The following is a 25,042-nucleotide window of genomic DNA, read 5'->3' as shown; positions in this document are numbered from 1 at the left end:
CGGTACAGTGGTAGTCAGCAGTCTATCTCTAATATGTTAGTGAGGGCGGCGAGGCGCTGTTTCGTTACGTGTGAAAAGTGAGGCTGTACGGTTTCGTGTGCTCTATACCAAAAATCGACCGCCTCAGTGGATGTAGCGACTGGATCAATTTAAGCTTTGTGGAACGAGAGCGGACACCGCGTCGGCTGATAGAGCTCGGTATTCGACTCTACCCCGCTGGACTCTCTCTCTTTCGAATACTATTCGAGAATTAGATAATTTCGGTGTCGAGCGCAGTCGTAAGGCAGTCCGCGATTTGATTCACAAATGTTATCTACAGCCGGTAGTTGACGAGGAACTGAATTACGTCGCGCTCGACGAGACGGTGATTCAACTTGATGAACATCGCTATTGGCTGTACACTGCTGCCAATCCAGAAACGAACAATATACTCCATATACAGCTGTATTTGACGACTACGACCGCGTTGACAGAACGGTTCCTGCAGGAACTCACTGAGAAACATGACTTCGACGGTGCCGTATTTCTCGCCGATGGAGCAAAACATCTCTGGACTGCACTCCGCCGGTCTGGGCTCCGATTTCGATACGAAAAACAGGGGAATCGGAACAGTATTGAACATGTTTTTAGAGTGATAAAATATTGTACCTCTTCGTTCTCAAACTGTTTTAGCAATGCACAACCGTCAACAGCAGAATCGTGGCTCCAAGCCTCCGTCGTCTGGCACAATGCTACAAACTAAACACGACCGGTGGCGAAGGGGTTATATAGGAATGTAAGTGTGTGGTATGATATGGCATTCAACACGCCAGCGTTTGCTCACGAATTTAAACCAGGTGAAATACACTATGGCCGAGAGTGCATCGAGCAGATCGAAAATGTGTTAGCAGAGCGTGATCTCGAGAACGCGCTCGTAGTTTGTGGTCGTACCGTTGGTCAAACCGAGAACCTAATGCAACCGCTCCGGCACGGTCTCGGTGAAAAATGTGTAGAGATTTTTGACGAAACCACTCCAAAGAAGGAACTCACAACGGTATTCGACGGTATCGAACGGGTTCGTGAAACTGACGCCGACGCAGTCGTTGGAGTAGGCGGTGGAAGTAGCCTCGACGTGGCTAGGGGAATCGGCGCATTTGCGAACACCAATCGATCGCTCGAGGAGGTCCGTGCCGAAGTCATCGAAAGAGGCGAACTGAACCTCCCGAACGACGATTTTCTCCCGGTATTCAACGTACCGACGACGATGGCAGGTGCGGACCTTTCGGTCGCAGCAGGACTCGTCGTATCGACAGACGACGGTCCGATCGAAGCGATTCCTGTCGACGATCGACTGATGGCAACGGGACTGTTCTACGACCCGAACCTGTTCGAGACGACTCCAACGGATGTTTTGGCGGGTTCCGCTATCAACGGATTCGACAAGGGAATCGAGGCGATCTACTCGCGGTTCGCCAATCCCTTGACGGACGCCACAGCCATCCGGGGACTCCAGTATCTCCGGTCGGCCCTTCCACAACTCCGAACTGCTTCGGACCCGACAGTGATGGAACGGGCCGTGATGGGAACAATTCTCGTCCAGTACGGGGTGTCGATGCCGGACGCGTACAAGATCAACATCGTCCACGCATTCGGGCACGCGCTTCGTAATCAATTCGGCATCCAGCAAGGTGTCGCCCATTCCGTCATCGTTCCTCACGCACTCGGACTCATCTTCGCTGAAGGGTGTGGCAGACCGCAGGTGCTCGCCGAAGGACTCGTCACCGGTACGGAGGAAACCGACACCACCGAGGAGGCGGTCATCAAGGCCGTTGACATCGTGCGAGATGGTCTTGGATTACCTACACGCCTTCGGGACCTTGAGAATACATCTAGGGATGAGATTCGGGAGGTTGCAGAGCACACCGCAAATGACGCCTTCTTAGATCTCGGGCCATCGGACTTCGATCCGTCTATCGACGAAATCGAGCAGACACTCCACGCCTCTTGGTGACGCACGACACAACCTTCTATACTGTCGGCCGTTACGGTACGATCGATGAGCGAGCAACGCGTGTTCGAAGACTTCGAGACCGGAGAGCAGTACGAAACCGACGGGCGAACCGTAACCGACTCCGATATCCGACTGTTCGTAGGTGCGTCGGGGTCGACGGATCCGATCCACATCGACCGAGCGTACGCCACCGATCACCCCCTGGTTGAGGACGTCGTCTTGCAGGGAACGCTACTTCTCGGTATCGCCGATGGGTTTCTCGTCGATGCGGTCGCGAGCGACGCCGCGCTTGCAATGAACTACGGGCACGACGACGTCCGCTACCTCGAGGCGGTTTCTCCGGGTGAGACCGTTCACGGAGAGATAGAGATCACTGCGACGGAGCGGCGAAACGAGGAATGGGGGCTCGTGACAGCGCGGGTCGAGTTGGTGAACGAGGAGGGAGCAGTAGCTGTCGTCGATGTTCACAACCTGCTCGTCGCGACTACTGACAACGGCGCGCTCTGACGGCGCTTTTCGCGACACCGAGACGATATTGCCATCGTTCACCGACGGTCATCCGTCGGTTGTGGTATGCTCACCTGGCTGCAATCCCGCCGTCAGCGACATGGACCTCTCCCGTGACATACCTAGCGGCGTCGCTTGCGAGATAGACCGCACTCGTGGCGATCTCCTCAGGTTCGGCAAAGCGGTCCTGAGGGATCGTATCGAGGATGTCTTGTCGGATCCCCTCGCTCTCGCGGACACCCTTGGTGAACTCGGTTTTCACGTATCCCGGTGCGAGCGCATTCACGCGGATTCGCGGCGCCCAGTCGACAGCGAGCGCCTTTGTGAGCCCAACCATAGCGTGTTTAGAGGTCGTATACGGAGCCTGATACGGGAGTGCAACGACGCCACCGACGCTGGCAACGTTCACGAGCGCACCGGTCCCGTTGACCCGTCGGCCAAACTCGCGTGCACAGTGGAACGCCCCGGTAACGTTGACGTTCAGAATCTGATTCCATGTCTCCATATCCAGATCCCGTGGGTTCCCAAAAAACGGATTGGTACCGGCGTTGTTCACGAGCACGTCGACCGATCCCAGCGATGCTTCAACCTCGTCGAACATCGCCTCAACAGCCGCGACGTTAGTCACATCGAGTGGACGCGGGTGAGCAGTACCACCGGCGTCTTCGATACGGTCAGCCGTCGCCTCAAGGGCGTCTTCCGACCGGGCGACAGGTGCAACGTCCGCTCCTGCCTCGGCGAACGCGACAGAGATTTCTTCGCCGATACCGCGGCTACCGCCCGTTACTACTGCGACGCGCCCGTCCAGAGAGAAGGCATCAAGTCCCATGAGAAGGGATTCGCCAATCACGAATATGAACGTTGGGTTAAACGCATGTTTGTGCGATGTCCCATAGGCGATACAGCAGAGATACCACGTGGCCGCGTCAGTGTCGTGAATGTTCATGCAGCAATAAGTGCTACCGTCAATTCTGCCGGCCATTTCGTGACGATTATTACCACACTGTTTTGAAGGCGGGTCGAGAACAAACGAGCCGATGTGTGCAGATCAAACTGTGTCGACTGAGGTCCTCGTAATCGGAGCCGGACCCGGCGGATACGTCGCAGCAATTCGGGCGGGACAGCGCGGAAAAGACGTCACGCTCGTCGAACGCAACGCCTATGGTGGAGTTTGCCTCAATCGAGGCTGTATCCCTTCGAAGGCGTTTGTTACCGCGGCTGATCTCGCCCACCGATCCCGTACCGCGGAACACATGGGTCTCGTTGCAACCGTCGAGGTCGATTTCGAACAGCTCCGATCGTGGCAGGACGACGTCGTCGATCGACTAACCAGCGGCGTCGAACAGCTGTGTAGGGCAAATGGCGTTACACTCGTCAAAGGAACGGCAGCGTTCGATTCTCCGAACGAGGTAATCGTTCGAGGCGGATCGGCTGAGGGTCCCGAACGTATCTCGTTCAAGTCCGCCGTGATCGCAACCGGAAGTCGGCCGATTACCATCCCCGGCTTCGAACCCGACGGTGACTCAGTACTGACGTCGGCCGACGTATTCTCGCTCCCTGAACTGCCGGACAGTCTCATCGTCATCGGTGGCGGCTACATCGGCATGGAGCTGTCGACGGTGTTCGCAAAACTCGGAACTGACGTCACGGTCATCGAGATGCTAGATCGGATTTTGCCGGCTTACGAATCCGATCTCGCGTCGATCGTTCGCACAGAGACTGAAACGCTCAACGTCGATATCCACACCGACGAAGCAGCGCAGGATCTCGAGCAGACCGATGGTGGTGTCGTCGTGACGACGGCGAGCGACGGCGAGGAGTCGCAGTTCGAAGCGGAGCGCGTGCTCGTCGCGGTCGGTCGAGAGCCGGTGACGGAGACGCTCGATCTCGAGGCGGCTGACATCGAACGAACCAAGAACGGCTTCATCGAGACGGATCGACGCGGTCAAACGACTCAGAACGGTATCTACGCCATCGGCGACGTAGCGGGCGAACCGATGCTCGCGCACAAAGCCTCGAAACAGGGAGAAATCGTTGCGGACACGCTCGCAGGCGAATCGACCGGTTTCGATTACCGCACCGTCCCCGCGGCCGTGTTCACTGACCCCGAAATCGCAACCGTCGGTCTCACTGAGACGGAAGCTAAAGATCAGGGATTCGAGCCGATGGTCGGCGAGTTCCCGTTCGACGCGAGCGGCCGAGCGTTGACGCTCGACAAGACGAACGGCTTTATTCGCGTGATCGCCGACGATGATACCGAGCGCATTCTTGGCGGTCAGGTTGTCGGTCCCGAAGCCTCGGAGCTGATCGGCGAACTCGGACTCGCCATCGAACTCGGTGCGCGGATCGAAGACCTTATCGCGACCATTCACACCCACCCGACGCTCTCGGAGGGGGATATGGAGGCAACTGCCAATGCGCGCAATGAGGCCATACACACCGTGAATCGCTGACTGCGACCGAATGCGAACTTTTCATTGCTACGGACTGATTGCCGTGATATGCTGTACTTTGGCCACCTCGGGAACGGAGAGACGTTCGAACTTCCCTCAGAGCCACTAATTCGCGACGAAATCGTCTCGTTTGCTGAACAGTAGGACCCAAGTCGTTTCATCTGGACCACGAGCCCGAGATCGAAACCTGTTCGATGATCTCGTAGCAGGTGGTTTCCATATACGCTGTCTGGCCTCGTAAATGGCTATCGAGACGGTGTTCAAAAGACCGCCAATATGGATGGCCGGATCGATAACATCGCGTTCCGACGGCCTGTGGAACCGAGCGATACGTTCTTGGGTCGTCTTTCACGAAATTCAAACGTCGAATATGGCCAGCAGACGTGACGTCGTCTTCGCTCTGTATCTCGACAATCAGGACGACCAGACCGTCTTCTCAGCAGCGTTTCACAACGTGGTCAAACGCCGTCCCCCCGAGAACGGACGTCTATGGACGGCACTGGTTGGACAGCTACTCCACCAGTTTGTGCCGCTGTACCTTTCCGGAGGCGGTCGTCGGGAACTCCTCTACGAACTCTACCTCACGAGGATACTTGTAGGCGGCTTCGCGCTCCTTGACGAACTCCTGGAGCTCCGAAACGAGTTCGTCCGATGGATCGATCGTCGGTTCTGGTTTGATGAATGCCTTGACGATCGTTCCGCGTTCCTCGTCCTCGACACCCGCAACGACGGAATCGTTGACGGTATCGTGTTCCCGAAGGCACTCCTCGAGTTCGAGGGGACTAACACGGTATCCACTGGTAATGATCACCGAGTCGGCACGTCCCTCGTAGTAGATGTAGCCGTCAGAATCGTAGGAACCGGCATCGCCGGTTTTCATCCAGTCGTCGACGAACAGCTCCGACGTCAGGTCGGGCTGGTTCCAGTAATCGAGCAACATCGACGGATCCGGTCGCTTGACTGCGATGTGGCCGATTTCACCCGGATCTTTGCGTTTGCCGGTTTCCTCGTCGATGATCGCGACTGTGTGACCCGGACACGGTTTCCCGGTGGCCTCTCGATTTCCATCCATCAGTTCGTGGTTGGTCCCGACGAGGAAGTTACACTCCGTCTGTCCGTAGATTTCGTTGACGACCGCGTCCCACTCGTTCTCGACGAAATTAAAAATATCGTCGGTCACTTTCTCTCCACCGCTTGGGACCACATCGACGTCAAGGTCGTATCGAGAGTGATCGACGTCCGTCATCATCCGAACCATCGTCGCCGTCAACAGCGGATTCGTAACGCCGTATCGATCCATCAGTTCGTAGACTGTCTCCGGTTCGAACTGTCCACCGTATCCGACAACCGGCTGTCCGTGATACCACGCCCCCCAGACGACCGCGAACAGCCCCCCGACCCACGACCAACCCGAGGGTGTGTAGTGGACTGCGTCATCACCGGGGAACTCATTCATCAGTTGCCAGCCGGGAATATAGCCCAAAAGTTTTCGATGAGCATGATGGGCTCCTTTCGGCTTACCGGTCGTCCCACTCGTATAAATGATATACGCCGAATCCTCAGCATCCGTTTCGACTGTCTCGAAATCGGGAGCGGTATTCGCTATCCCCTGTTCCCAAGGCTGACCGTCGATCTCGTCAGGATCGTCGAGGGTGACCACGGTTTCTAAGTAATCGAGTTCCTCTTGGAGTTCTGCAACGACGTCTGCACGTTCTTCGTCGACGATCACGATTTCGGTCTGCGAGTGATCCAACCGGTATCGCAATCCCTCGATCCCGTACAGGACCGAGAGTGGAACAGAGATTCCTCCCAGTTGCAACACCCCCAGATTGGCGAACAGGGTCTCTGGGCGCTGCGGGAGAACGATACCGACCCTAGTTCCGCGCTTGGCACCCACTTCCGTGAGTAGATTCGAAACTCTATTCGCGATCCGCTGGATCTGCCAGAACGTGTAGGTCTCTCGAGTTCCGTCTTCGGCCTCGTAGAAGAGTCCTACGCGGCGTTTAGCGTCCGGGTAGTCGGCCCAGCGACCGCAGACTGCATCCGCGATGTTGAACGTCTCCGGGATCTCCCACTCGAATTGTTTGTAGGCCTCATCGTAACTGTCGTACGTACTCAGGTCGATCTCCATGCATCACATATGCATAGCTCCGTTAATTATTGTACTGGGAATGGTCAATAATCACACATTAAGACATCGAGTATCCGCCGTCGACGATGAGGTTCTGTCCGGTCACGAACGAGGCACCGTCTCCGATCAGGTAGATCACCGCATCGGCGATCTCCTTGGGGTCGCCGACACGGCCCATCGGCGTCTGTCCCTCGGCGAACTCAATGGTACCATCGTGGGTATCTCTTCGCAACATCGGTGTATCGATGAATCCCGGCGAAACGGCGTTCACGCGGATATCCGAATCGGCGTAGTCACGAGCAATCTGGCGCGTCAGCGCGAGAACGGCACCCTTTGACGCACTGTAGGACGCCGAGTTTGGCGCCCCAACGACGCCAAAGACGCTCCCAATATTGACGATCGCGCCGCCGCTATCGTCGAGCATCCGGTCGACTGCGGCGAGGCATCCGTGATAGACGCCTGTGAGGTTGAGTTCGATCGTCGCCTGCCAGTTATGCGCGTCGGTGTCGGTGATCGCGTAGGATTTGGCACGACCAGCGTTGTTGACGACGGCATCGAGACTCCCAAACTCCTCAACAGCAGCGTTGACGGCGGTCCGAACGGACTCGAGGTCCGTCACGTCCGTCTCGACGTAGATTGCCCTGCCGCCGTCGGCTTTGATCTGTTCATCAGTCGGGGTGATACCGTCACGCGGTTCCCGGCGAATATCGGCGTTGACTACTGACGCACCTGCCGCTGCCGCCCGAAGCGCAGTAGCGCGTCCGAGGCCGGAGCTTCCGCCAGTGACGAGACACGTCGTTCCATCGAGTGACATAGGTAAACCCTCTGTGAGGAGGGCAAAAGTAGTTTCCCCGAAGAGCGGGGAACAGAGTCCAACAAGGATTCTCCGGGCGGTCAGTACGCAAGTTCGGAGACGAATCTCGGGATCAACTGAAAACTCTGTAGCGATTGCTCACCAGAACTTGAGTTGAGGGTTTTCAGACCGTGAGGTACCGTTTCTTGATCTCATCATCCTCTCGAAGCTCCGCAGCAGGCGCAGAGACCATGATCTGCCCTTCGTCAATGACGTATCCGTGGTCACTGATCGACAGCGCCAGGTCAACGTTCTGTTCGACGAGGATGATACTTACCCCGTCGTTGTTGATTCGTTCCAGCGCCTTCCCGATGAGATCGACCAACGACGGCATGAGTCCCTCCGTGGGTTCGTCAACCAGCAAGACGTCGGGATCGGAGACGAGCGCTCGACCGATCGCCAACATCTGTTGTTCGCCGCCGCTCATCTGACCTGCCTTCTGATCGATACGTTCCTCCAGACGGGGGAAATAGTCAAACACGTCCTCGCTGATCTCGTCGCCGGATGTATCGTGGCCGATGTGTCCCATTCGGAGGTTTTCCTCGACAGATAACTGGGGGAAAACCCGTCGTTCCTCCGGAATGTAGGCGATCCCTTGCTGTGCGATTTCGTGCGGTTGGTTGTCCGTTATTTCCTCGCCACGGTACCGTATCGAACCGGATCGAACATCGACAAGACCCATAATAGACTTGAGCGTCGTTGATTTCCCGGCACCGTTGCGTCCGATTAGTGTCACCAGTGAGTCCTCTTCGAGGGTTAGCGAAACATCGTGGAGGACATGGCTTTTGTCATAGTAGGAGTTGATATCCTCAACTTCTAATGCCATGCCGTTCATGCCTCTGTACCTCCGAGGTAGACCCGCTGTACTTGCTCGTCCTTTCGCACTTCCTCCGGAGGACCGTCGGCGAGTACCTGGCCCTGGTGTAACACGATGATCCGATCGGCGACTTCCATCACGACGCTCATCTTGTGCTCGATGAAGATAATTCCCAGATCGTCGCTGGAGAGTTTCCCGATCAGATCGATGACGTCCGCGGTCTCCTCGGGACTCATACCGCTCGACGGCTCGTCTAGCAAGAGCAGTTGTGGATCACCGCCGAGTGCGATGGCAATCTCGAGCGTTCGCTGCTCGCCGTGACTGAGATTCGCTGCTTCCTGGTCGCGCTTCTCCCAGAGTCCGACTCGTTCGAGTGCCTCTCTTGCTTTGGAGAGCATCTCCTCGTCTTCGTTTGCGTCGTTCCAGAAGACGTAGGGATTGTGATTCGATTGGACCGCAATTCGGACGTTTTCTAGGACGGTCAATCCTTCAAACACCTGTGTCGTCTGGTATGACCGAATAATCCCCTTGCGTGCGATCTCGCTCGGGGACGCATTAGTGATTTCGTTGGAGTTGAACCAGATGTGTCCGTCGGTTGGTGCCAACGTTCCGGTCAAGAGGTTGAAGAACGTCGTTTTTCCGGCTCCGTTTGGACCGATAACGGCGAGAAGTTCGTCCTCATTAAGAGAGAATGATATGTTATCGACCGCGGTCAGCCCCTCGAACTTTTTCGTTAGATTTTCGGTTCTAAGCAGTGCATCCGCCATACCAGTTGTTGATTTGTACACCAAATAAATGTTATTGTCTCTCTATCACACGGCGAGAGAGACAGGATCACTTCATGTCAAACCTGTCACGGATACTATCGGCATCAAAGCGATCACGCAGCGCATCGGCGTCGAATGGTTGCGTTTTGTCCTCGAAGTAGGCGGTGAACTTCCCGTACAGTCCCTCCGGAATGAAGAGCACGAAAAGGATGATGATCCCACCGAACACCAGTTCCCAGTGATGAGTGAGGTTGACCGCAGTGTCCTGGACGAGGATGAACGCTATCGCACCGACGATCGGACCGCCGAGCGTTCCGATGCCGCCCATGAGTGCGATGAGCACGATTTCGCCGGAGACCGCCCAGAACAGGAGTTCGGGAGTGATGAAGGCGAAGGCAGTCGCGAAGAGCGCTCCCGCGAGTCCGGAGACGAGAGCCGAGAACGTGAACGCGACGAGGAGGTGTCTGTTCACCTCGTAACCGAGGTGTCGAGCGCGCTCCTCGTTTTCCCTGATCGCGATGAGTGTGCGACCGTACGACGAGTGCAACACGCGTCTGAACACGAGCCAGACGAGGAGAAGAATGAGGAGTCCGAACACGTAGAACTCGAACCCGCCGTTCGTCGGATCAATCGGGCCGATAGACGCGTCCATAATCGGTACTGACGCGCCGTCGTCGCCGCCGGTGAACCCGGTCCACTTCTGGACGACGTAGTAGACGAGCATGGCCAGCGCCAAGGTGATCATCGCGAAATAGATCCCGCGACGTCTGAGGCTCACGTACCCAAACACCACTCCGGTCACCGTGGTGAAAAGGACGCCCAGAGCCACCGCGAGGTAGATGCTAGCGGTCAGGTGTTCGATGGCGAGGACGGTACCGTAGGCACCGAGTCCAAAGTACGCCGAATGACCGAACGAGAGTTCACCGCCGTATCCGAGCAGGAAATTGTATCCGAGCGCAAAGATCGCGAAGATCAGTATCTCGTTCGCGAGTCTAGCTCCGATCGCAAACGGCATGAGTACGAGCAGCCCTGCGATTACGAGGAACTTGATACCAGCTGTGCTCTGTGCGTTGTCGACTACGGAGTTGAGTTGAAGCGTCATTCTTCTAGCATCCCCTCCTGACCGAACAGGCCGCGCGGTCGCAACAGCAGTACAAGTACCATTGCCAGGTAAATCGAGGCCTCCGCCGCTCGGGGGAACAGAACACCAACGATGACCAGCAGCTCCCCGATCAGGATACCTGAAACCAGCGTTCCTCGGAGACTACCTAAGCCACCGATGACGACGACTACGAACGCGGGCACCAGCAGTTCGATACCCAGGTTTGGCGTGGCACCCTGGATCGGTCCGATCAGTGCGCCAGCGATCCCTGCGAGAGCGGCACCGATCACGAAGACCAGCAGGTAAATCTTCGAGAGATCAATGCCGAGCGCATTCACCATCTCTCGATCCATCGTTCCTGCGCGAATGATGATGCCGAGATCGGTGCGGACCAACATCAGATACACCCCGAGCAGCAGTACTGCTCCCGTCACGATGACGACTAGCCGGTAGCTGGGATAACTAAACACCCCGAAGTCAATCATCGCCCGTCCCCAGTCCGGGACTGGGAAGTTGTGTCCTCGTGGGCCCCAAATCAACATCACGGTACCGCGGAGAAATTCCGCGATACCGAACGTGATGAGCAACTGTAGGAGGATATCTCGGTCGTATATCGGCCGGAGCGCGAACCTTTCGATGATCGCACCCACTAAGCCGACGATGAGCGGCGCTAGGAGAATACCCATAATGACACTTCCGGTTGCACTCCACGTCGCGAAGGCGACGTAGGTTCCCACGAGCAGCAAGTCACCATGTGCGAAATTGATGATACCCATCATCCCAAACACGATAGTTAGTCCGGTCGCGATGAGCACGTAGATCATCCCGAGCATTAACCCATTGAAAAGCTGGGTCAACCAGAAATCAAAGGAGATGCTCCCGATGATAAGCTGTTCCTCAATCATTTTTCACCAGTTACGATTGGAAATATGTTATTCATTTATCAGAACCAGAATTCTGTTACAGGTCACAGCCCGTCTCGTCACAGGCTCGCATCTGGAGTCCTTCGGGATCATCGACAGCGTTGACGATTTCGAAGAAATTCTGTTCGTCGATCTCATCGGAATCACGGCCTTGCACAGTGAATGTAGTGATACTGGCTCGGTGGTCACACGCCCGAAACCGTTCGTTGTTACCCCATAGCTGTGGAGTCAGTTCACGATCCTCCAAGTTGGGGCGAACCTCATCGGGAGCAGCGGTTCCGATCTCGTCGATTACTTCGAGCGTGGTCATCGAACCCGCATAGATACTTGCGGTGAACCCGAGTGGGCGTTCGTCGTACTGATCGTAGAACGCGTCAGAGAACTCCTGTGCTGGTTCAGCGTCGTGCTCCCAGTACCACGGCGTACTCGAGTAGAAGTTATCGTGAGCGAGAACCTCCGAATCGATCTGATCAGCGTCGATGATTTCCGTCGCGGGCCATACACAGATGTGGTCGTCGAGCAAGCCGAACTCACCCGCCTGATTCGCACTCGTGACGTGATCGGCGGAGAAGTGGTTGAAGCTGATAATATCTGCATCCGAATTCGCGGCCGTCGTGAGTTCCGAGGAGAGGTCGTCCTGTCCGAGTTCGGTCCACGTATTGCCCACATACTCAGCGTCGTACTCAGGCACGATCTCCTGTTCGTTCCACTCCTGAATCGACTGTCCCCACGAGTAATCCGAGGAGAGTTCGTACACGCTCTCTCCAAGCCCCTCCTCAAGGACGTACTGAAGCCCTCCGCTCGTTTGCATCACTGCGCTGTTTCCGGCGTTGAACGTATTTGGCTGACAATCTTCGCCGGTGATTGCATTACTGCCACCGACACAAATATATATGATACCCTCCCGCTGTGCTAGTTCACTGATTGCAAGCGCCACACTGCTGGAGAAGTTACCCACGAGAAGGTCAACTCCATCGTCAATCAGTTCCTGTGCGCGACGGCGACCGACAGATGGGTCCGTTTCTGTATCGACGAACTCGAGTTCAATCTCTTGATCAATGAGGTCTTCCTCCTCTGCGTGGTTGACTGCGAGTTCGAGACCGTCTCGTTGATTCACACCGATTTCGCCGTACGGTCCGCTGGACGGAATCGTCCCACCGATTCTGAAGGTATTATCGTCACTGCCCCCGAAACATCCAGCCATCGACACGGCCGTTGCACCGGCCGCCGTCGATTTCAGGAGACTCCGACGGTTTATACGTCCGGTTGTTTGGCTGGTACGAGAGGTACTACCGACATCCTTTGCCATGGGTCAGTCTCTCTCGTCACATGGTATTAAATTTCCTGTCGGAATCCGTCTGGAGCGCACTGAAAATATATCCAGTCAGGGGGCGAGTCCGAATCGAGTGCAGTACTGAGCGCTCTCGTAAGCACAGCAACCTAACAGCGGCAACAGGCGGGAGTTACTCGTCGCCGTAGCGTTCGATGACGGTTCGTCGCTCGATTTTTCCGGTCCCGCTCTTAGGGAGCCCCTCAACAACCGTTATCTCCTTGGGGTGTTTAAACCGCGCCAGTTGGCCATTGAGGAACGGCTCGAGTGTGTCGTCGGTGATCGGGTCGCCGTCGGTCGTCGCGACAACGGCCTTGACGATCTCTCCCCACTCCTCGTCGGGAACACCGAAGACGACGGCCTCGTCTATCCGATCATAGGAGTAGAGGACTTCCTCCACCTCGCTGGGATAAATGTTTTCGCCGCCAGAAATAATCATCTCGTCCTTGCGGCCGTGAACGTGATAGAAGCCGTCCGCGTCGACTTCAGCGATGTCGCCCGTGTGGAACCAGCTGTCCTCGTCCCAGACCTCGGCCGTCTTCTCGGGGAGCTCAAGATAGCCGTCGGCGACGGTTGGTCCGCGATGAAGGAGTTCGCCTGCCTCGCCGGGTGGACACTCCTCGCCGTCCTCGTCGACGACCTTCGCGTCGACGTGGGTGAACGTCTTCCCGTTGCATTTGGGCGGCTTGTCCATCGCGTGCTCGGGGCGAAGGAACAGCGAGCCATCGGTGGTTTCGGTCAGGCCGTACGCCGCGATACAGGGAACGTCGATCGCAGCGAACGCTTCCTTGAGTTCGGTCGGAACGGGTTCACCGCCTCCGACCACCAACTCGAGCGCGTCGAGATCATACACTTGCCAGTCGTCGACGCTGATCATCGCGTTCAGCATCGTTGGAATGGCGAACATCTTCGTCACGTCGTACTCCGCCATGATGGCCCAGGTCTCCTCGGGGTCGAACTCCTGTTGCAGGATGCAGGTGCCTCCCGTGTGCAGGAGTGGGAGCGTGAAGATATTCAATCCGCCGACGTGGAAAATCGGAGCCGTGGTCACGGTGACGTCGTCGCTGTTCAGTTCGGTGTCGACGAGGTAACTTACCGACGAGAAGAACAGGTTCTTGTGTGAGATCGGGACGCCCTTTGGACGACCGGTCGACCCGCTCGTGTAGAGCAGGACCGCGGGCTCCTCGAATCCCTCTGCGATGCTCACCTCGGACGTATCGTACTCGTAGAACGACTGCCACGCCTCGGCGTCGCGTTCCGTCTCGCCGTTCGACTCGCCGATCCGGACTGTCGTGGTATCGGACAGCGAAAGCCCCGCGATCGTCTCCTCGAAGACGTCCTCGTAGACGAACAAGTCGGGATCGACGTCGTCTCTGAGGTACGAGAGTTCCCTGGTGGACAGCCGATAATTGAACGGGGCGACCGCGGCCCCCAGCTTACACGTGGCGAAGAACAGTTCAAAGAACTCCACGGAGTTGCGAAACAGGCCGCAGACGCGGTCGCCCTCGCCGACGCCGCGGTCCGCGAGCGCTCGGGCGATGCTGTTCGAGCGCCGCTCGAGTTCCTCGTAGGTGTGTTCCGCCTGGGTCGCCTGTTCGACGAGCGCGACATCGTCGGGCTGGTAGTACGACTTCTTCCGGACGATGTACCCGAAGTTTGCTTGGCGCATACACAAACCTGTGTGTGAACCGCTCTTATCATTTATGTTGTTTGGGAGTTATTTCTGCTCGCGAAGCACCTCTAGACGTCTGTTGATCTCGAAGGCGTGGGGAAACTCGGCCAAGAACACGAATAGCCCGTCGAAGTCGCGGGGATGGAACAGGTATTCAGTGAACTCGCCGGCCGAGATCTCGCCGACCGGTTCGACGCCGTCCGCGGCGAGGTGGGCCCGAGCCTCCTCAAGGTCGGCGACTTGAAAGGCCAGGGCGTACAGGCCCGTCCCGTACTCGTCGACGTACTGTGCGACGGCGTCGTCGGCATCGGGACCGGTCGACTGGACCACGTCGATGCCGATACCGGTGTCGTCGATGACACTTTGGAGGTCATGTTCGCCCGCGGTCGTCTCGGTCGTCAGCGTCAACAGTTCGCCGAATCCGATGTTCAAGCGGTCGTTCAGTGTCGTCGCGGTCCGGTCGAGGTCGTCGGTTGCGACCACGACTCTGTCGATGGTAACTACTCGCATAGTGTCACTACTATCGGTGGGTGGAGTCTTGAAAACTGGGTCCGTTCGAAGGCCGAGGAGATAGAAGCCCGACGGTCTTCAGGCAATACCGTTCTCTTCGAGGAACTCGAGACTGATGTCCGCAAGTCCCTCCGGATCCTCGAACATCGGGTAGTGGCCCATCTCCTCGCCGACGACGAACTCTCCGTACTCGTCGGAAACCTCCGCAATCGTGCTCTCCATGATCTCGTCGGGAACGTAGTAGTCGGCCTCTCCCTTGAACAGCAGGAAGGGACACGAGATGTCCTCCAGTTTGTCCCTGACGTCGTGGTTCACCCAGCACTCGAGGTCACCGGTCGCGATCTCCTGGGGTGCATATCGGTGCATCCACCTCGTCTCACGCACTTTCTCTTCGGAAACGGGGCGGTACATCGACTGCTCCGCGGCCCGCTCCATGATGTCTCGCCAGCTCGGACAAGCGTGGGGATGTTCGTACGCGTTGACGTCGGGAAACGTCGGCGTATGGGCCGCCCCTTCAAGCGCGAGAGCGGCGCGCATATCGTCCGAGTAGTGACAGGCCATATCCGTGACCATGTTGCCGCCGATCGAACAGCCCATGACGACCGGGTCCTCGTCACAGACTTCTTGGATGATCTCCCACGTGAACGCAGAGTAGTCGCGCATCGATCGGAACGGTTCCCACTCGACCGGATAGGACTTCCCGTGTCCAGGGAGGTCGACAGCGATGGCCCGGTACCCCTGCTCGGCGATGAGCGGGAGGAACTCGTAGTACTCAATCGAGCAAGCACCGGCGGTATGGATACAGAAGAACGGCGGCCCGTCGCCAACTTCCTCATAGTAGATCCGCGTTCCGTCGACGTCCGCGTAGTGACCAGTGAGTTCTGTCATTGTTCGCCCTCCGTGATCAGGTTCTCGCCCATTAGCTCGGCCATCCGCACGAGCGCCTCGTGCATCCGGTTCGCTTCCATGAGATTCCCGTCAATCGTTATCTCTCCCGTGCTGTACGCGTTCCAGAACGGCATTTCCGCGTCATTGACGGCCTTCCACGCGTCTCTCGACCCCGAAAGAATAATGTCGTACCCGAGTGGGTTCGACATCGGTTCGTACGGCATCGTGTCTATGATCTCACCGCCATACAGTTTGAGCCAGTAGCGCTCGTCGTCAACCTCCAGCACGACGTTGACGTCCGACCACTCCGAGGCGCGGTTGAACTGTTCATCCTCGTTGCATCGTTGTTGGATCTCTTCGATCCACTCTTCTGATGGTATCTCCATTCGTGTCAATAGTTACCACCCGGCTATATAAAATTATGTTCGAATAAATTTGTAATTCAATCTACAGAGAGTGTTACACCGAATGGTATGTCAACAGGTTCGGCGACCGGACAACGGCCGTCGATGACAGACTCGACGCTACAGTTTTGGTTCTCCGCTCTCCATAGGGGAACGACCAATGGTTCAGGCAGTTCGAATGCCGATGATGGGCAATACGATGGAGAGCGGCCTCCTCACCGAGTGGAAGTTCGACGAGGGCGACGACGTCGCGACAGACGACGTCGTCGTGGTCGTCGAATCGGAGAAAACGTCGGGAGAGGTACAGGCCTCTCAGGACGGCACCCTCGCGCGGGTAGACGTCGAGGAAGGCGAATCAGTGCCGCCGGGAACGGTTCTCGGCGTCGTCGTCGGTCCCGACGAGAGCGTCGCAGACGCACCCGCTCCCCGCAGTCGCATCGATCCCGAGTCGGGCAGCGAGCGGTCGACCGGTGACGACGAACCGGCCGTCGTCGAAGAATCGGATCCCGCCACGGCGAACGAGACGGCCGGCGCGCCCGAGGATGCGAGCAAGCGAGCGGCTCCGGGTGCGCGCAAACTCGCTTCCGAACACGGCATCGACCTCGAGGTGATCGACGGCACCGGTCCCGACGGAGCCGTCCTGCTCGCGGACATCGAGGAACGACTCAAGGCGACCACGGACGAGGGCGGAGACGCGGCCGTCCCGTCCGGACGTAGTTTTGCCAGTCCGAGTACGCGGCGGTTAGCCCGCGAGCACGGGCTGTCGCTCGATGCCATCGACGGGACCGGTATCGGTGATCGCGTCACCGAGTCCGACGTCCGGGCGGCGGCCGGGGAAGTCACGCGGCCGACGCCGACGGGGGCGAACGGCACGAGCACTCCGGCCGAAACCGACTTCCAGACGACCGATGCCGACCGGGTCGGCGTCACCGTCGAGGAAGAACAGTCGCTCACCGGGATGCGCGAAACGATCGCCGACCGGATGGCTCGATCCGCACGAGAGGCCCCCCACGTCACGCTCAATCGAGAGGTGGATGTCGGGCGAGCGTTCGAAACGGCCGAGGAACTATCACGCGAAGCGGACGCCGATATCGGCTTCGCTGACCTGCTGGTAGGAGCGTCCGTCCGCGCGCTCGACGCCCACCCCGCGTTCAACGCCTGGTTCGAGAACAGGACGATCAGGCGAATCGCCGAGCGGAATATCGCGGTCGCCGTCGACGTGAACGCCGGACTCGTGACGCCGGTGATCCGAACGGCCGATCAGCGGACGCTCGCCGGTATCGCCGCCGAACGACGGCGGCTCACCGACGCCGTGCTCGACGGCGAGTTCACCATGGACGAGTTGCAGGGCGGCACCTTCACGATCTCGAACCTCGGAATGTTCGGCGTCGACTCGTTCGATCCGATCATCAACCCGCCCCAGATCGCCATCCTCGGCGTGGGACGGGTCCGGGAACGGGACGACGGACGGACCTGCACCCTCTCACTGTCGTTCGACCACCGCGTGGTCGACGGCGCCGACGCCGCTCGCTTCCTCGACACACTTACCGCCGGCCTCGAGGCGCCGTCGCTGGTCGTGGCTGACAGATCCGCCGCAGACGCGAATGTGGAGGAGGGGGCGCGGACGACATCGGAGACGGTCGACATTTCCGAGACCGTAGCTGCGGATATCCGGGCAACGGCCCGCGAAGTTGCCGACGTCCACGACTGGCCGGTTCCGTCGTTCGAAGTTCGGCTCACCGACGGCCATCCCTCCGTGACGGTCTACGCGCCGGACCACGCCTCCCCCGCGACTATGAAACGACTCACCTACGCGGCGTGCCGGGAGTCAACGTACGCCGAGATGATTACGGGTATTCGAGATCCGACGATCGAGATCGCGTGACTCGCGGAGCGAAGGAGCCGCCTCCACGCCGCCACCAGTTGTCTCAGTGACAAAAGCACTAAGCCGAGCGACACGAATTATCCGCTGATGGACTTCGCGCTCTCCCAGGAGCAGCAGATGATGCAACGGCTTATGAGAGATATTTGCTCGGATTACGGGCTGGAATACTGGCGCGAGAAAGACGAGGCCAAGGAGTTCCCTCACGAAATCTGGGACGACCTTACCGAGGCCGGGTTCACCGGACTGACCATTCCGGAGAAGTACGGCGGCGAAGGACTCGGCATGGAGGAGATCGTCGCCGTCGGGCTAGCGCTCGGACGCCACGGCGGCGGCGTCAGCGGGCCTAACATGCTAACGTTGGGTCCCGTCTTCGGCGGGATTTCACTAACCGAGCACGGTAATGAGGACCAGAAAGAGCGCTGGTTGCCGGAGATCGTCGATGGAGCAATCGTCTCACTGGGACTCACCGAGCCCGACGCCGGTCTCGACACGGCCGGAATCAAAACGACCGCGGAGAAAGACGGTGACGAGTACGTTCTCAACGGGACGAAAATATGGACGACTGGGGCACACGTCTCCGACTACATCGTCACGCTGGCGCGGACATCGCCCATGGAGGAGGGATCCCGACACCAAGGGATCTCGCTGTTCGTCGTCCCCTCAGATGCGGACGGAATCACCACGAACAAGATAGACAAACTCAGCATGCGCTGTCTCGGTTCGTGCGAGGTCGTCTTCGACGACGTTCGCGTGTCCGAGGCGAATCTGCTCGGTGACGAGGACAGCGGATTCTATCACGTTCTCGGGACGCTCAACACGGAGCGGATTATCTGGTCGGCGATCCCCCTTTCGGCGGGCGAACTGGCGCTCGATCTGGCCGTCGACTATGCGAAAGAGCGTGAGGCCTTTGAGCGCCCGATCGGCAAGAACCAGGGCGTGCAGTTCCCCCTGGCCGAATCGAAGATGGAACTGGAAACCGCCAAACTCATGATCTATAAGGCGGCGTCGCTGTACGACAGCGGCGAAGACTGTTCCATGGAGGCTAACGCGGCGAAGTTCATCGCCGCCCGCGCCGGATCCAACGCCTGCGATCGAGCAATCCAGGTCCACGGTGGGATGGGCTTTGCTGACGAGTACCACGTCGAACGACTCTACCGCGATGTCCGTCTGGCCCGAGTCGCACCGGTTAGCGACGAACTGGTAAAATCGTTTGTGAGTACGAACGTACTCGACCTCCCCCGATCGTACTGACGGATCGGTCGTGATCGAACGGTCGGGGTGTCAACACGGTCGCCACGATCACGATGCCGACTCTTGAACCGACAGCCGAACGCGAATGTTGTTCCCGCCTACCGATCTGTCCGCCGGCCCCGTCGATCGGCCGAACCGTCGACCGTGAGGAAACTATAATTATCCGGCTTCAGAAGTGGAGCATATGCGCGCTGCAGCATTCACAACTCTCGGCGGACCGTCCGGTATCGAAGTCATCGATGTCGAATCACCGACCCTCGGTCCCGATCAGGTGCTCCTCACCGTTCGAGCAGCGTCGGTAAACAGACACGATCTCCTGTATCTGGAGGGGGACTTCAGACTGAAGGAAGAACACCTCCCGTTCATCTCCGGCGTCGACGTAGCGGGCACGGTTCGAGAGGTCGGCGAGAGCGTTAATGGCTTCGAGCGGGGCGACCCGGTCGTCCTCAATCCGATGCTGACCTGCGGTTCCTGTCGGTACTGCCGGGATGGTCCCGAGAACCACTGTCGGGAGTACAGCCTCTTCCACGGTGCCTTCGCAGAGCAGGCGGCGGTGGAGGCCGACCGACTCATTCCACTCTCTGACGACGTGGATCTCGAGGCAGCGGCGACGCTTCCCGTCGCGTACATGACCGCCTGGCATATGCTCCGGCGAGCGGACGTTGACGCCGGCGATACGATCGTCGTCCCGGGGGCAACGGGCGGGGTCGGCGTCGCGACCACGCAACTCGCGGACGTGATGGGCGTTCACACCATCTGTACGTCCTCGTCGGCCGCAAAACTCGAGCAGCTAGCGTCGTTCGGAGCCGACCACCTGCTACCGGCCGACGACGCCGAAGAACTGGCCACCGAACTGGAGGCGTTCGCGCCGGTCGACGGCGTCATCAACCACCTAGCCGGAGAGTTCACTGACGCGTGTCTCTCCGCGCTGGATCGGGGCGGTCGGATGGTCATCTGCGGTCGAACGGCCGACCAGTACTCCGAGATCGACGCTCAGGACCTGTTCCTCGGCCACAAACACGTCGTCGGAAGCACGATGGGGACGCAGGCCGATCTCGAGCGGGTCGTGGGCTTCTACGAGGACGGGTCCCTGACACCGCCGGTCCACAAAACCTATGATCTCGACCGCACCGGTCGAGCGTTCGCCGACATGAAGAACCGAGACGTAGTCGGAAACGTCCTCGTTACCCCCTGACCACAGCACCGCCACGATTACGACGGCGGAGGCTCCGGTCCATCCGCTACCAGTCGATGTACTTAGTGCAGCGTCGACTGCAGGTTCTCAGGACAACTATTAACACACGACACCGCGAAGAACGCACGAATGTCATCCGACTACCAGACAGTAACGGTTGAGCAAGATGATACTATCTGCGTCGTTCGCGTTGCACGTCCGAAGGCGATGAACGCCGTTAGTGTGACGGTGCTGGTCGAACTCGCCGACGCAATCGAGACCGCCGCTTCCGAGAGTCAAACGATCGTGCTGACCGGTGAGGGCGAGGACGCCTTCATCGGCGGCGGCGATATCAAAGAGTTCCAGAACCAATCGGGCGTGTGGTTCCGTAGTGAGTTTCGCGAAGCGATGTCCGATCTCGAGGACGCGATTGAGGGGAGTCGCGTCCCGGTTATCGCCGGAGTGAACGGTGTCGCATTAGGCGGCGGGACCGAAATCGCCCTCATGTGCGACCTCATTCTCGCCACCGAGAGCGCCACGTTTGGGCTTCCGGAGATCGGACTGGGAATCATTCCAGGCGGAGGTGGTACCCAGCGGCTCGCCCACCTCGTCGGATACCTGAAGGCGAAGGAGCTGATCCTGACGGGCAAACACATCTCCGCGACTGAAGCCGAAGACATCGGACTCGTGAACGAGACGATCGACGACGATGACTTCCAGGATCGAGTCGACGAACTTGCCGTCGAGCTCGCGGATGGACCGCCCGTTGCACAGTGGTTCGCGAAGAAGTCGGTCAACGAGACGCGAGCGCAACTCGAGTCTGGCCTGGAACTGGAGGCCGCGCTGGCGGGACTTGCGTTCGAGACGGACGACAAGGAAGAAGGGATGAGCGCGTTCGTCGAGAAACGAGAGGCCGAGTTCGGCGACTGGGACTGAACGGCCGGTTGTGACACATAGTTTTTTTGGTATCGCCGACGAGAACTCAGACTATGCCAGACATGGTAGCAGAGCGATCAGATCAATTGGTCGAACAACTCCGGGAGATGATGCTGATTCGGGAGTTCGAGAGTCGGGTCGGAACCCTATTCGAGAACAACGAACTCCCCGGTTTCGTTCACCTCTCGATCGGACAGGAAGCGGTCGCCACGGGGGCCTGTTCGGTGATCGAGGAGGATGACTACATTACGAGTACACACCGCGGTCACGGACACTCCATCGCCAAGGGACTGGACCCCGACCGAATGATGGCCGAACTGTTCGGCAAAGAAACCGGTTACTGCGGTGGCAAGAGCGGGAGCATGCACATCGCGGACGTCGATCAGGGAATGCTCGGTGCCAACGGCATCGTCGGCGCCGGACCGGCGCTGGCCACCGGGGCCGGACTGTCGATCGACCAGAACGGCGAAGATCGGGTCTGTCTCTCATTTTTCGGCGATGGCGCTATGGCCGAAGGTCCCGTCCACGAGTCGATGAACCTTGCCGGCGTCCGAGACTTGCCCGTGGTGTTTATCTGCGAGAACAACCAATACGGCGAGATGACGCCCGCTGAGGACCAACACCACGTCGAGGGCTTCGAGGCCCGGGGCGACGTGTACGATATGCCAGCCGAGACGGTCGACGGAATGTCCGTTCAGGAGGTGTATATGGCGACGGCGGAGGCAGTCAAGCGCGCCCGAAACGGAGAGGGTCCCTCGCTGGTCGTCTGCGAGACGTACCGCTACCGCGGGCACTACGAGGGCGATCCGATGAATTATCGGACCGACGACGAAGTCTCGGAATGGAAGAAGCGCGATCCGATCGACTCGCTCGAGTCTTCGCTCGTCGAGGAAGGGTTCCTTGACGAGTCCGATGTCGAAGCGATGCGCGACGACGCAAGCGACCGGATCGATGGGGCGGTCGAGTTCGCCCGAGAGAGCGAATTCCCTGCCGAGGAAACGGCATTCGAAGATGTCTACACGGAGGATATCTGACCATGACCGAACAATCGATGCGCGAGGCGATTAACGATGCACTGACGGAGGAACTCGGCCGCGACGAGTCCGTTTATCTCATCGGTCAGGATATCGCCAAACCCGGCGGGAGTTTCGGCGTCACGAACGGGATCTACGAGGAATTCGGCGGTGACCGGGTCATCGATACCCCTATTAGCGAGGCCGCTATCGTCGGCAGTAGCGCGGGTGCTGGATTAACCGGCACGCGGCCGGTCGCCGAGATCATGTACGCCGACTTCATGGGACTGGCTGTCGATCAGGTGATGAACCAGGCAGGTCTATTCAAGTACATGTTCGGCGGCGACGTCTCCGTCCCCATGACGGTCCGTACTGTCAATGGTGGCTCAGCGTTCAACGCTGCCGCACAGCACTCGAAGAGCCTCCACGGGCTGTTCATGCACATGCCCGGCGTCCGAGTCGTGCTGGCGACCACGCCCTACGACGCGAAAGGGCTGCTCAAAAGCGCGATTCGGAGCGACGACCCCGTTCTCTTCTTCGAGCACATGGAACTGTACAACCGGGAGGGAGAGGTTCCTGAGAACTCCTACACGCTTCCGCTGGGTGAAGCGACAGTTGAACGCGAGGGCAACGACGTGACCGTGGTCGCGACGCAGAAGATGGCCCACTACGCGCTTGACGTGGCGGAGTCATTGGCCGGCGAGATCAGCGTTGAAGTTGTGAACCCGCGAACGGTGAAGCCGTTGGATACGGAGACGCTCGCCGAGAGCGCCAAAAAGACCGGACGCGTCGTCGTTGCCGACGAATCGGTCGTCCAGAACGGTCCCGCGGCCTACATCGCTGAGCGTATCGAGGAGGAAGCGTTTTACCACCTGGAAGCGCCCGTCGAGATACTCGGCGTCGACGACACGCCGGTTCCATTCTCGCCGCCGCTTGCGGACGCAGTGGTACCGGATGCCGACGACATCGAAACTGCGGTTCGATCCATGCCCCGACTATGAGCATCGAAGACAGACTCACGCGACTCGAGCACCGAGAGGCAATTACGGAACTGCGCGCGGAGTACTGCTACCGCATCGACGCCCGAGACTGGGACGGGTATGCCGCGTTGTTTGCCGAGGACGCACACCTCGACTTCGGTCCCGTCGGTACGTACACCGGTCGAGACCAAGTCCGTAACTTCGCCGAGAACGTCGTCGGCGAGCAGCACTCGTTTCTGGCCCATATGGTCCACAACCCCATCATCGAAATCAGCGGTAAGACCGCGACCGGGAAGTGGTACTTCGAAGTGCCCTGCACCCTAAACGACGGCTCTGCGGGGTGGATTCAAGGAATCTACAACGACGAGTATCGGTTAATAGACGGCGAATGGCTGTTCAGCGAGGTCGTCGCTGACTTCAATTATTTCGCGGAGTACAAGGAAGGGTGGGCGGAAATCGTTGCCGATAATTGATTGACGACGACCATTCGCGACTACGGTCCGTCCACTGAAAATCTTTCTCTCTTAAAAGTGTGCGGTGATGAGGTCAGGGACTCAACTCGGAAAAGTACGTTCGATAGGACGGTCATCTAGTCGTAATTCATCAATACCTCGACGATGTTCCCGGAGCGCATGAGCAGTTCCGGAAACTTCTCGTGGAAGAGCTGATCGCTAATTCGGTTTGTCGGACCGTATATCGTAAGCGAACCGCGAATACGATCGTTTCGATCGATGACGGGGGCGGCGATTGAACGCATACCCGTCAACCGTTCCTCGTCGTCGAGGGCGTACTTGCGTTCCCGGATTTGCGCGAGTTCCTCACTCAGTTCCCCGGGATCGACGATCGTGTTCTCCGTTCGCTTGATCAGCCCATGCTGATCGATAATGTCAGAAACTCTCCTTTCGTCGAGAAATGCGAGTATTGCTTTGCCTGGGGCCGCAGTGTGCATCCCCATCATGATTCCACTGTGGATGTTCACGGGAATTGCCTCCTCTCCTTCCTCTGTTGCGATAATGACTGCTTTTCCGTGTTCCTCGATCGTGAGACTCGCGTACTCACCCGTCTCGTCGGCCAAACGAGTGAGTTCATCGCTAGCTGCCTGATATATTTCTTTGTTTTGACGAGAGATATCCCCCATTCTGAGAAAATCCGAACTGATGGTGTACGTCCCGTCCCGTTCGACGAGATATCCGAGTTCGTAGAGGGTACTGAGATGATCGTAGATCGTACTTTTTGGACGATCCATCGACGCAGTCAGCTCGGAGATACACGCACCGTTTCGGTCGACTATTTCTTCGATAATCTCGAACGACATCCGTAGGGATTTAACGGGAAGATCTTGTGTCATACATCCACGTGAGATTTAGTACCACGAAAAACTTCCGGTATTGCCAAACAGTAGCGCAGTACATGCAAGCACACGACAGCGATTCTTCCAATAAACCATATATTTTTT

23 protein-coding genes and 1 pseudogene are annotated in these 25,042 nt (G+C 58.2%); 11 read left to right on the top strand and 13 right to left on the bottom strand.

The window, feature by feature from the left end; genetic code table 11:
• Positions 1-104 precede the first annotated feature (104 nt).
• The 3 genes and pseudogenes from ACSFC7_RS07835 (at position 105) to ACSFC7_RS07825 (ending at position 2,497) form a co-directional block, all read left to right on the top strand.
• Positions 105-742: pseudogene (locus ACSFC7_RS07835) on the top strand (IS6 family transposase).
• A 51-nt stretch (positions 743-793) separates the two neighbouring features.
• Entirely contained in the window at positions 794-1,990 is a 1,197-nt protein-coding gene (locus ACSFC7_RS07830) for an iron-containing alcohol dehydrogenase family protein (protein ID WP_436347153.1), read from the top strand.
• A gap of 45 nt (positions 1,991-2,035) precedes the next feature.
• Complete coding sequence (locus ACSFC7_RS07825) at positions 2,036-2,497, top strand: MaoC family dehydratase (protein ID WP_436347152.1); 462 nt, start codon at positions 2,036-2,038, stop codon at positions 2,495-2,497.
• 70 nt (positions 2,498-2,567) lie between these two features.
• Here ACSFC7_RS07825 and ACSFC7_RS07820 read toward each other — a convergent pair whose 3' ends face one another.
• On the bottom strand, positions 2,568-3,326 hold the full coding sequence (locus ACSFC7_RS07820; RefSeq protein WP_436347151.1) for an SDR family NAD(P)-dependent oxidoreductase: 759 nt from the start codon (positions 3,324-3,326) through the stop codon (positions 2,568-2,570).
• Positions 3,327-3,534: 208 nt separating this feature from the next.
• On the opposite strand from ACSFC7_RS07820, the gene lpdA reads away from it, so the two are divergent.
• The gene (lpdA, locus tag ACSFC7_RS07815) at positions 3,535-4,950 is read left to right on the top strand and encodes a dihydrolipoyl dehydrogenase (RefSeq protein ID WP_436347150.1); all 1,416 of its coding nucleotides are present in this window, start codon (positions 3,535-3,537) and stop codon (positions 4,948-4,950) included.
• A 511-nt stretch (positions 4,951-5,461) separates the two neighbouring features.
• On the opposite strand, the gene ACSFC7_RS07810 is transcribed toward lpdA, so the two are convergent.
• The 11 genes from ACSFC7_RS07810 to ACSFC7_RS07760 form a co-directional block, all read right to left on the bottom strand.
• Positions 5,462-7,081, bottom strand: a complete 1,620-nt coding sequence (locus ACSFC7_RS07810; protein WP_436347149.1) for an acyl-CoA synthetase — start codon at positions 7,079-7,081, stop codon at positions 5,462-5,464.
• Between the two features lie 58 nt (positions 7,082-7,139).
• On the bottom strand, positions 7,140-7,895 hold the full coding sequence (locus ACSFC7_RS07805; protein WP_436347148.1) for an SDR family NAD(P)-dependent oxidoreductase: 756 nt from the start codon (positions 7,893-7,895) through the stop codon (positions 7,140-7,142).
• A 163-nt stretch (positions 7,896-8,058) separates the two neighbouring features.
• The gene (locus tag ACSFC7_RS07800; protein ID WP_436347147.1) at positions 8,059-8,769 is read right to left on the bottom strand and encodes an ABC transporter ATP-binding protein; all 711 of its coding nucleotides are present in this window, start codon (positions 8,767-8,769) and stop codon (positions 8,059-8,061) included.
• Positions 8,766-9,518, bottom strand: a complete 753-nt coding sequence (locus ACSFC7_RS07795) for an ABC transporter ATP-binding protein (RefSeq protein WP_436347146.1) — start codon at positions 9,516-9,518, stop codon at positions 8,766-8,768. The genes ACSFC7_RS07800 and ACSFC7_RS07795 overlap by 4 nt, the downstream gene beginning before the upstream one ends.
• Before the next feature lie 67 nt (positions 9,519-9,585).
• Positions 9,586-10,620 carry a branched-chain amino acid ABC transporter permease gene (locus ACSFC7_RS07790; RefSeq protein ID WP_436347145.1) on the bottom strand — a complete coding sequence of 345 codons (1,035 nt, stop codon included), beginning with the start codon at positions 10,618-10,620 and terminating at the stop codon, positions 9,586-9,588.
• Positions 10,617-11,525, bottom strand: coding sequence for a branched-chain amino acid ABC transporter permease (locus ACSFC7_RS07785; protein ID WP_436347144.1), 909 nt, complete (start codon positions 11,523-11,525; stop codon positions 10,617-10,619). The genes ACSFC7_RS07790 and ACSFC7_RS07785 overlap by 4 nt, the downstream gene beginning before the upstream one ends.
• 55 nt (positions 11,526-11,580) lie before the next feature.
• Complete coding sequence (locus ACSFC7_RS07780; RefSeq protein ID WP_436347143.1) at positions 11,581-12,747, bottom strand: ABC transporter substrate-binding protein; 1,167 nt, start codon at positions 12,745-12,747, stop codon at positions 11,581-11,583.
• A 259-nt stretch (positions 12,748-13,006) separates the two neighbouring features.
• Positions 13,007-14,542 carry an AMP-binding protein gene (locus ACSFC7_RS07775; protein ID WP_436347142.1) on the bottom strand — a complete coding sequence of 512 codons (1,536 nt, stop codon included), beginning with the start codon at positions 14,540-14,542 and terminating at the stop codon, positions 13,007-13,009.
• Positions 14,543-14,590: 48 nt separating this feature from the next.
• The gene (locus ACSFC7_RS07770; RefSeq protein WP_436347141.1) at positions 14,591-15,028 is read right to left on the bottom strand and encodes a VOC family protein; all 438 of its coding nucleotides are present in this window, start codon (positions 15,026-15,028) and stop codon (positions 14,591-14,593) included.
• 105 nt (positions 15,029-15,133) lie between these two features.
• Positions 15,134-15,943, bottom strand: coding sequence for an alpha/beta fold hydrolase (locus ACSFC7_RS07765; RefSeq protein ID WP_436347140.1), 810 nt, complete (start codon positions 15,941-15,943; stop codon positions 15,134-15,136).
• Positions 15,940-16,338 (bottom strand): hypothetical protein, encoded by a 399-nt coding sequence (locus ACSFC7_RS07760; RefSeq protein ID WP_436347139.1) that lies wholly within the window; start codon positions 16,336-16,338, stop codon positions 15,940-15,942. The genes ACSFC7_RS07765 and ACSFC7_RS07760 overlap by 4 nt, the downstream gene beginning before the upstream one ends.
• 169 nt (positions 16,339-16,507) lie before the next feature.
• Here ACSFC7_RS07760 and ACSFC7_RS07755 point away from each other — a divergent pair, with 169 nt between their 5' ends.
• The 7 genes from ACSFC7_RS07755 to ACSFC7_RS07725 all read left to right on the top strand — a co-directional run bounded on the left by ACSFC7_RS07755 (position 16,508) and on the right by ACSFC7_RS07725 (position 24,059).
• The gene (locus ACSFC7_RS07755) at positions 16,508-18,232 is read left to right on the top strand and encodes a 2-oxo acid dehydrogenase subunit E2 (protein WP_436347138.1); all 1,725 of its coding nucleotides are present in this window, start codon (positions 16,508-16,510) and stop codon (positions 18,230-18,232) included.
• A gap of 87 nt (positions 18,233-18,319) precedes the next feature.
• Positions 18,320-19,483: an acyl-CoA dehydrogenase family protein gene (locus tag ACSFC7_RS07750; RefSeq protein WP_436347137.1), complete on the top strand. Its 1,164-nt coding sequence runs from the start codon at positions 18,320-18,322 to the stop codon at positions 19,481-19,483.
• Between the two features lie 184 nt (positions 19,484-19,667).
• Positions 19,668-20,678, top strand: coding sequence for a quinone oxidoreductase family protein (locus tag ACSFC7_RS07745; RefSeq protein ID WP_436347136.1), 1,011 nt, complete (start codon positions 19,668-19,670; stop codon positions 20,676-20,678).
• A gap of 129 nt (positions 20,679-20,807) precedes the next feature.
• Positions 20,808-21,593 (top strand): enoyl-CoA hydratase/isomerase family protein, encoded by a 786-nt coding sequence (locus ACSFC7_RS07740; RefSeq protein ID WP_436347135.1) that lies wholly within the window; start codon positions 20,808-20,810, stop codon positions 21,591-21,593.
• A 53-nt stretch (positions 21,594-21,646) separates the two neighbouring features.
• A complete protein-coding gene (locus tag ACSFC7_RS07735) occupies positions 21,647-22,627 on the top strand; it encodes a thiamine pyrophosphate-dependent dehydrogenase E1 component subunit alpha (RefSeq protein WP_436347134.1) in 981 nt (326 codons plus the stop codon).
• Positions 22,628-22,629: 2 nt separating this feature from the next.
• On the top strand, positions 22,630-23,607 hold the full coding sequence (locus ACSFC7_RS07730; RefSeq protein WP_436347133.1) for an alpha-ketoacid dehydrogenase subunit beta: 978 nt from the start codon (positions 22,630-22,632) through the stop codon (positions 23,605-23,607).
• Complete coding sequence (locus ACSFC7_RS07725) at positions 23,604-24,059, top strand: nuclear transport factor 2 family protein (protein WP_436347132.1); 456 nt, start codon at positions 23,604-23,606, stop codon at positions 24,057-24,059. Before ACSFC7_RS07730 ends, ACSFC7_RS07725 begins: the two co-directional genes overlap by 4 nt.
• Positions 24,060-24,175: 116 nt before the next feature.
• On the opposite strand, the gene ACSFC7_RS07720 is transcribed toward ACSFC7_RS07725, so the two are convergent.
• Complete coding sequence (locus ACSFC7_RS07720) at positions 24,176-24,901, bottom strand: IclR family transcriptional regulator (protein WP_436347926.1); 726 nt, start codon at positions 24,899-24,901, stop codon at positions 24,176-24,178.
• Positions 24,902-25,042 lie beyond the last annotated feature (141 nt).

The sequence above is a fragment of the Natronorubrum halobium genome (assembly GCF_051351675.1).
Classification (GTDB): Archaea; Halobacteriota; Halobacteria; order Halobacteriales; family Natrialbaceae; genus Natronorubrum.
This window is presented reverse-complemented; position numbering and strand designations above follow the sequence as displayed.

Coding starts and splice junctions, on each gene's coding strand:
- ACSFC7_RS07830 (WP_436347153.1), top strand. CDS start 794: ATGGCATTCAACACGCCAGCGTTTGCTCACGAATTTAAACCAGGTGAA.
- ACSFC7_RS07825 (WP_436347152.1), top strand. CDS start 2,036: ATGAGCGAGCAACGCGTGTTCGAAGACTTCGAGACCGGAGAGCAGTAC.
- ACSFC7_RS07820 (WP_436347151.1), bottom strand. CDS start 3,326: ATGGGACTTGATGCCTTCTCTCTGGACGGGCGCGTCGCAGTAGTAACG.
- lpdA (WP_436347150.1), top strand. CDS start 3,535: ATGTGTGCAGATCAAACTGTGTCGACTGAGGTCCTCGTAATCGGAGCC.
- ACSFC7_RS07810 (WP_436347149.1), bottom strand. CDS start 7,081: ATGGAGATCGACCTGAGTACGTACGACAGTTACGATGAGGCCTACAAA.
- ACSFC7_RS07805 (WP_436347148.1), bottom strand. CDS start 7,895: ATGTCACTCGATGGAACGACGTGTCTCGTCACTGGCGGAAGCTCCGGC.
- ACSFC7_RS07800 (WP_436347147.1), bottom strand. CDS start 8,769: ATGAACGGCATGGCATTAGAAGTTGAGGATATCAACTCCTACTATGAC.
- ACSFC7_RS07795 (WP_436347146.1), bottom strand. CDS start 9,518: ATGGCGGATGCACTGCTTAGAACCGAAAATCTAACGAAAAAGTTCGAG.
- ACSFC7_RS07790 (WP_436347145.1), bottom strand. CDS start 10,620: ATGACGCTTCAACTCAACTCCGTAGTCGACAACGCACAGAGCACAGCT.
- ACSFC7_RS07785 (WP_436347144.1), bottom strand. CDS start 11,525: ATGATTGAGGAACAGCTTATCATCGGGAGCATCTCCTTTGATTTCTGG.
- ACSFC7_RS07780 (WP_436347143.1), bottom strand. CDS start 12,747: ATGGCTGGATGTTTCGGGGGCAGTGACGATAATACCTTCAGAATCGGT.
- ACSFC7_RS07775 (WP_436347142.1), bottom strand. CDS start 14,542: ATGCGCCAAGCAAACTTCGGGTACATCGTCCGGAAGAAGTCGTACTAC.
- ACSFC7_RS07765 (WP_436347140.1), bottom strand. CDS start 15,943: ATGACAGAACTCACTGGTCACTACGCGGACGTCGACGGAACGCGGATC.
- ACSFC7_RS07755 (WP_436347138.1), top strand. CDS start 16,508: ATGGTTCAGGCAGTTCGAATGCCGATGATGGGCAATACGATGGAGAGC.
- ACSFC7_RS07750 (WP_436347137.1), top strand. CDS start 18,320: ATGGACTTCGCGCTCTCCCAGGAGCAGCAGATGATGCAACGGCTTATG.
- ACSFC7_RS07745 (WP_436347136.1), top strand. CDS start 19,668: ATGCGCGCTGCAGCATTCACAACTCTCGGCGGACCGTCCGGTATCGAA.
- ACSFC7_RS07740 (WP_436347135.1), top strand. CDS start 20,808: ATGTCATCCGACTACCAGACAGTAACGGTTGAGCAAGATGATACTATC.
- ACSFC7_RS07735 (WP_436347134.1), top strand. CDS start 21,647: ATGCCAGACATGGTAGCAGAGCGATCAGATCAATTGGTCGAACAACTC.
- ACSFC7_RS07730 (WP_436347133.1), top strand. CDS start 22,630: ATGACCGAACAATCGATGCGCGAGGCGATTAACGATGCACTGACGGAG.
- ACSFC7_RS07725 (WP_436347132.1), top strand. CDS start 23,604: ATGAGCATCGAAGACAGACTCACGCGACTCGAGCACCGAGAGGCAATT.
- ACSFC7_RS07720 (WP_436347926.1), bottom strand. CDS start 24,901: ATGTCGTTCGAGATTATCGAAGAAATAGTCGACCGAAACGGTGCGTGT.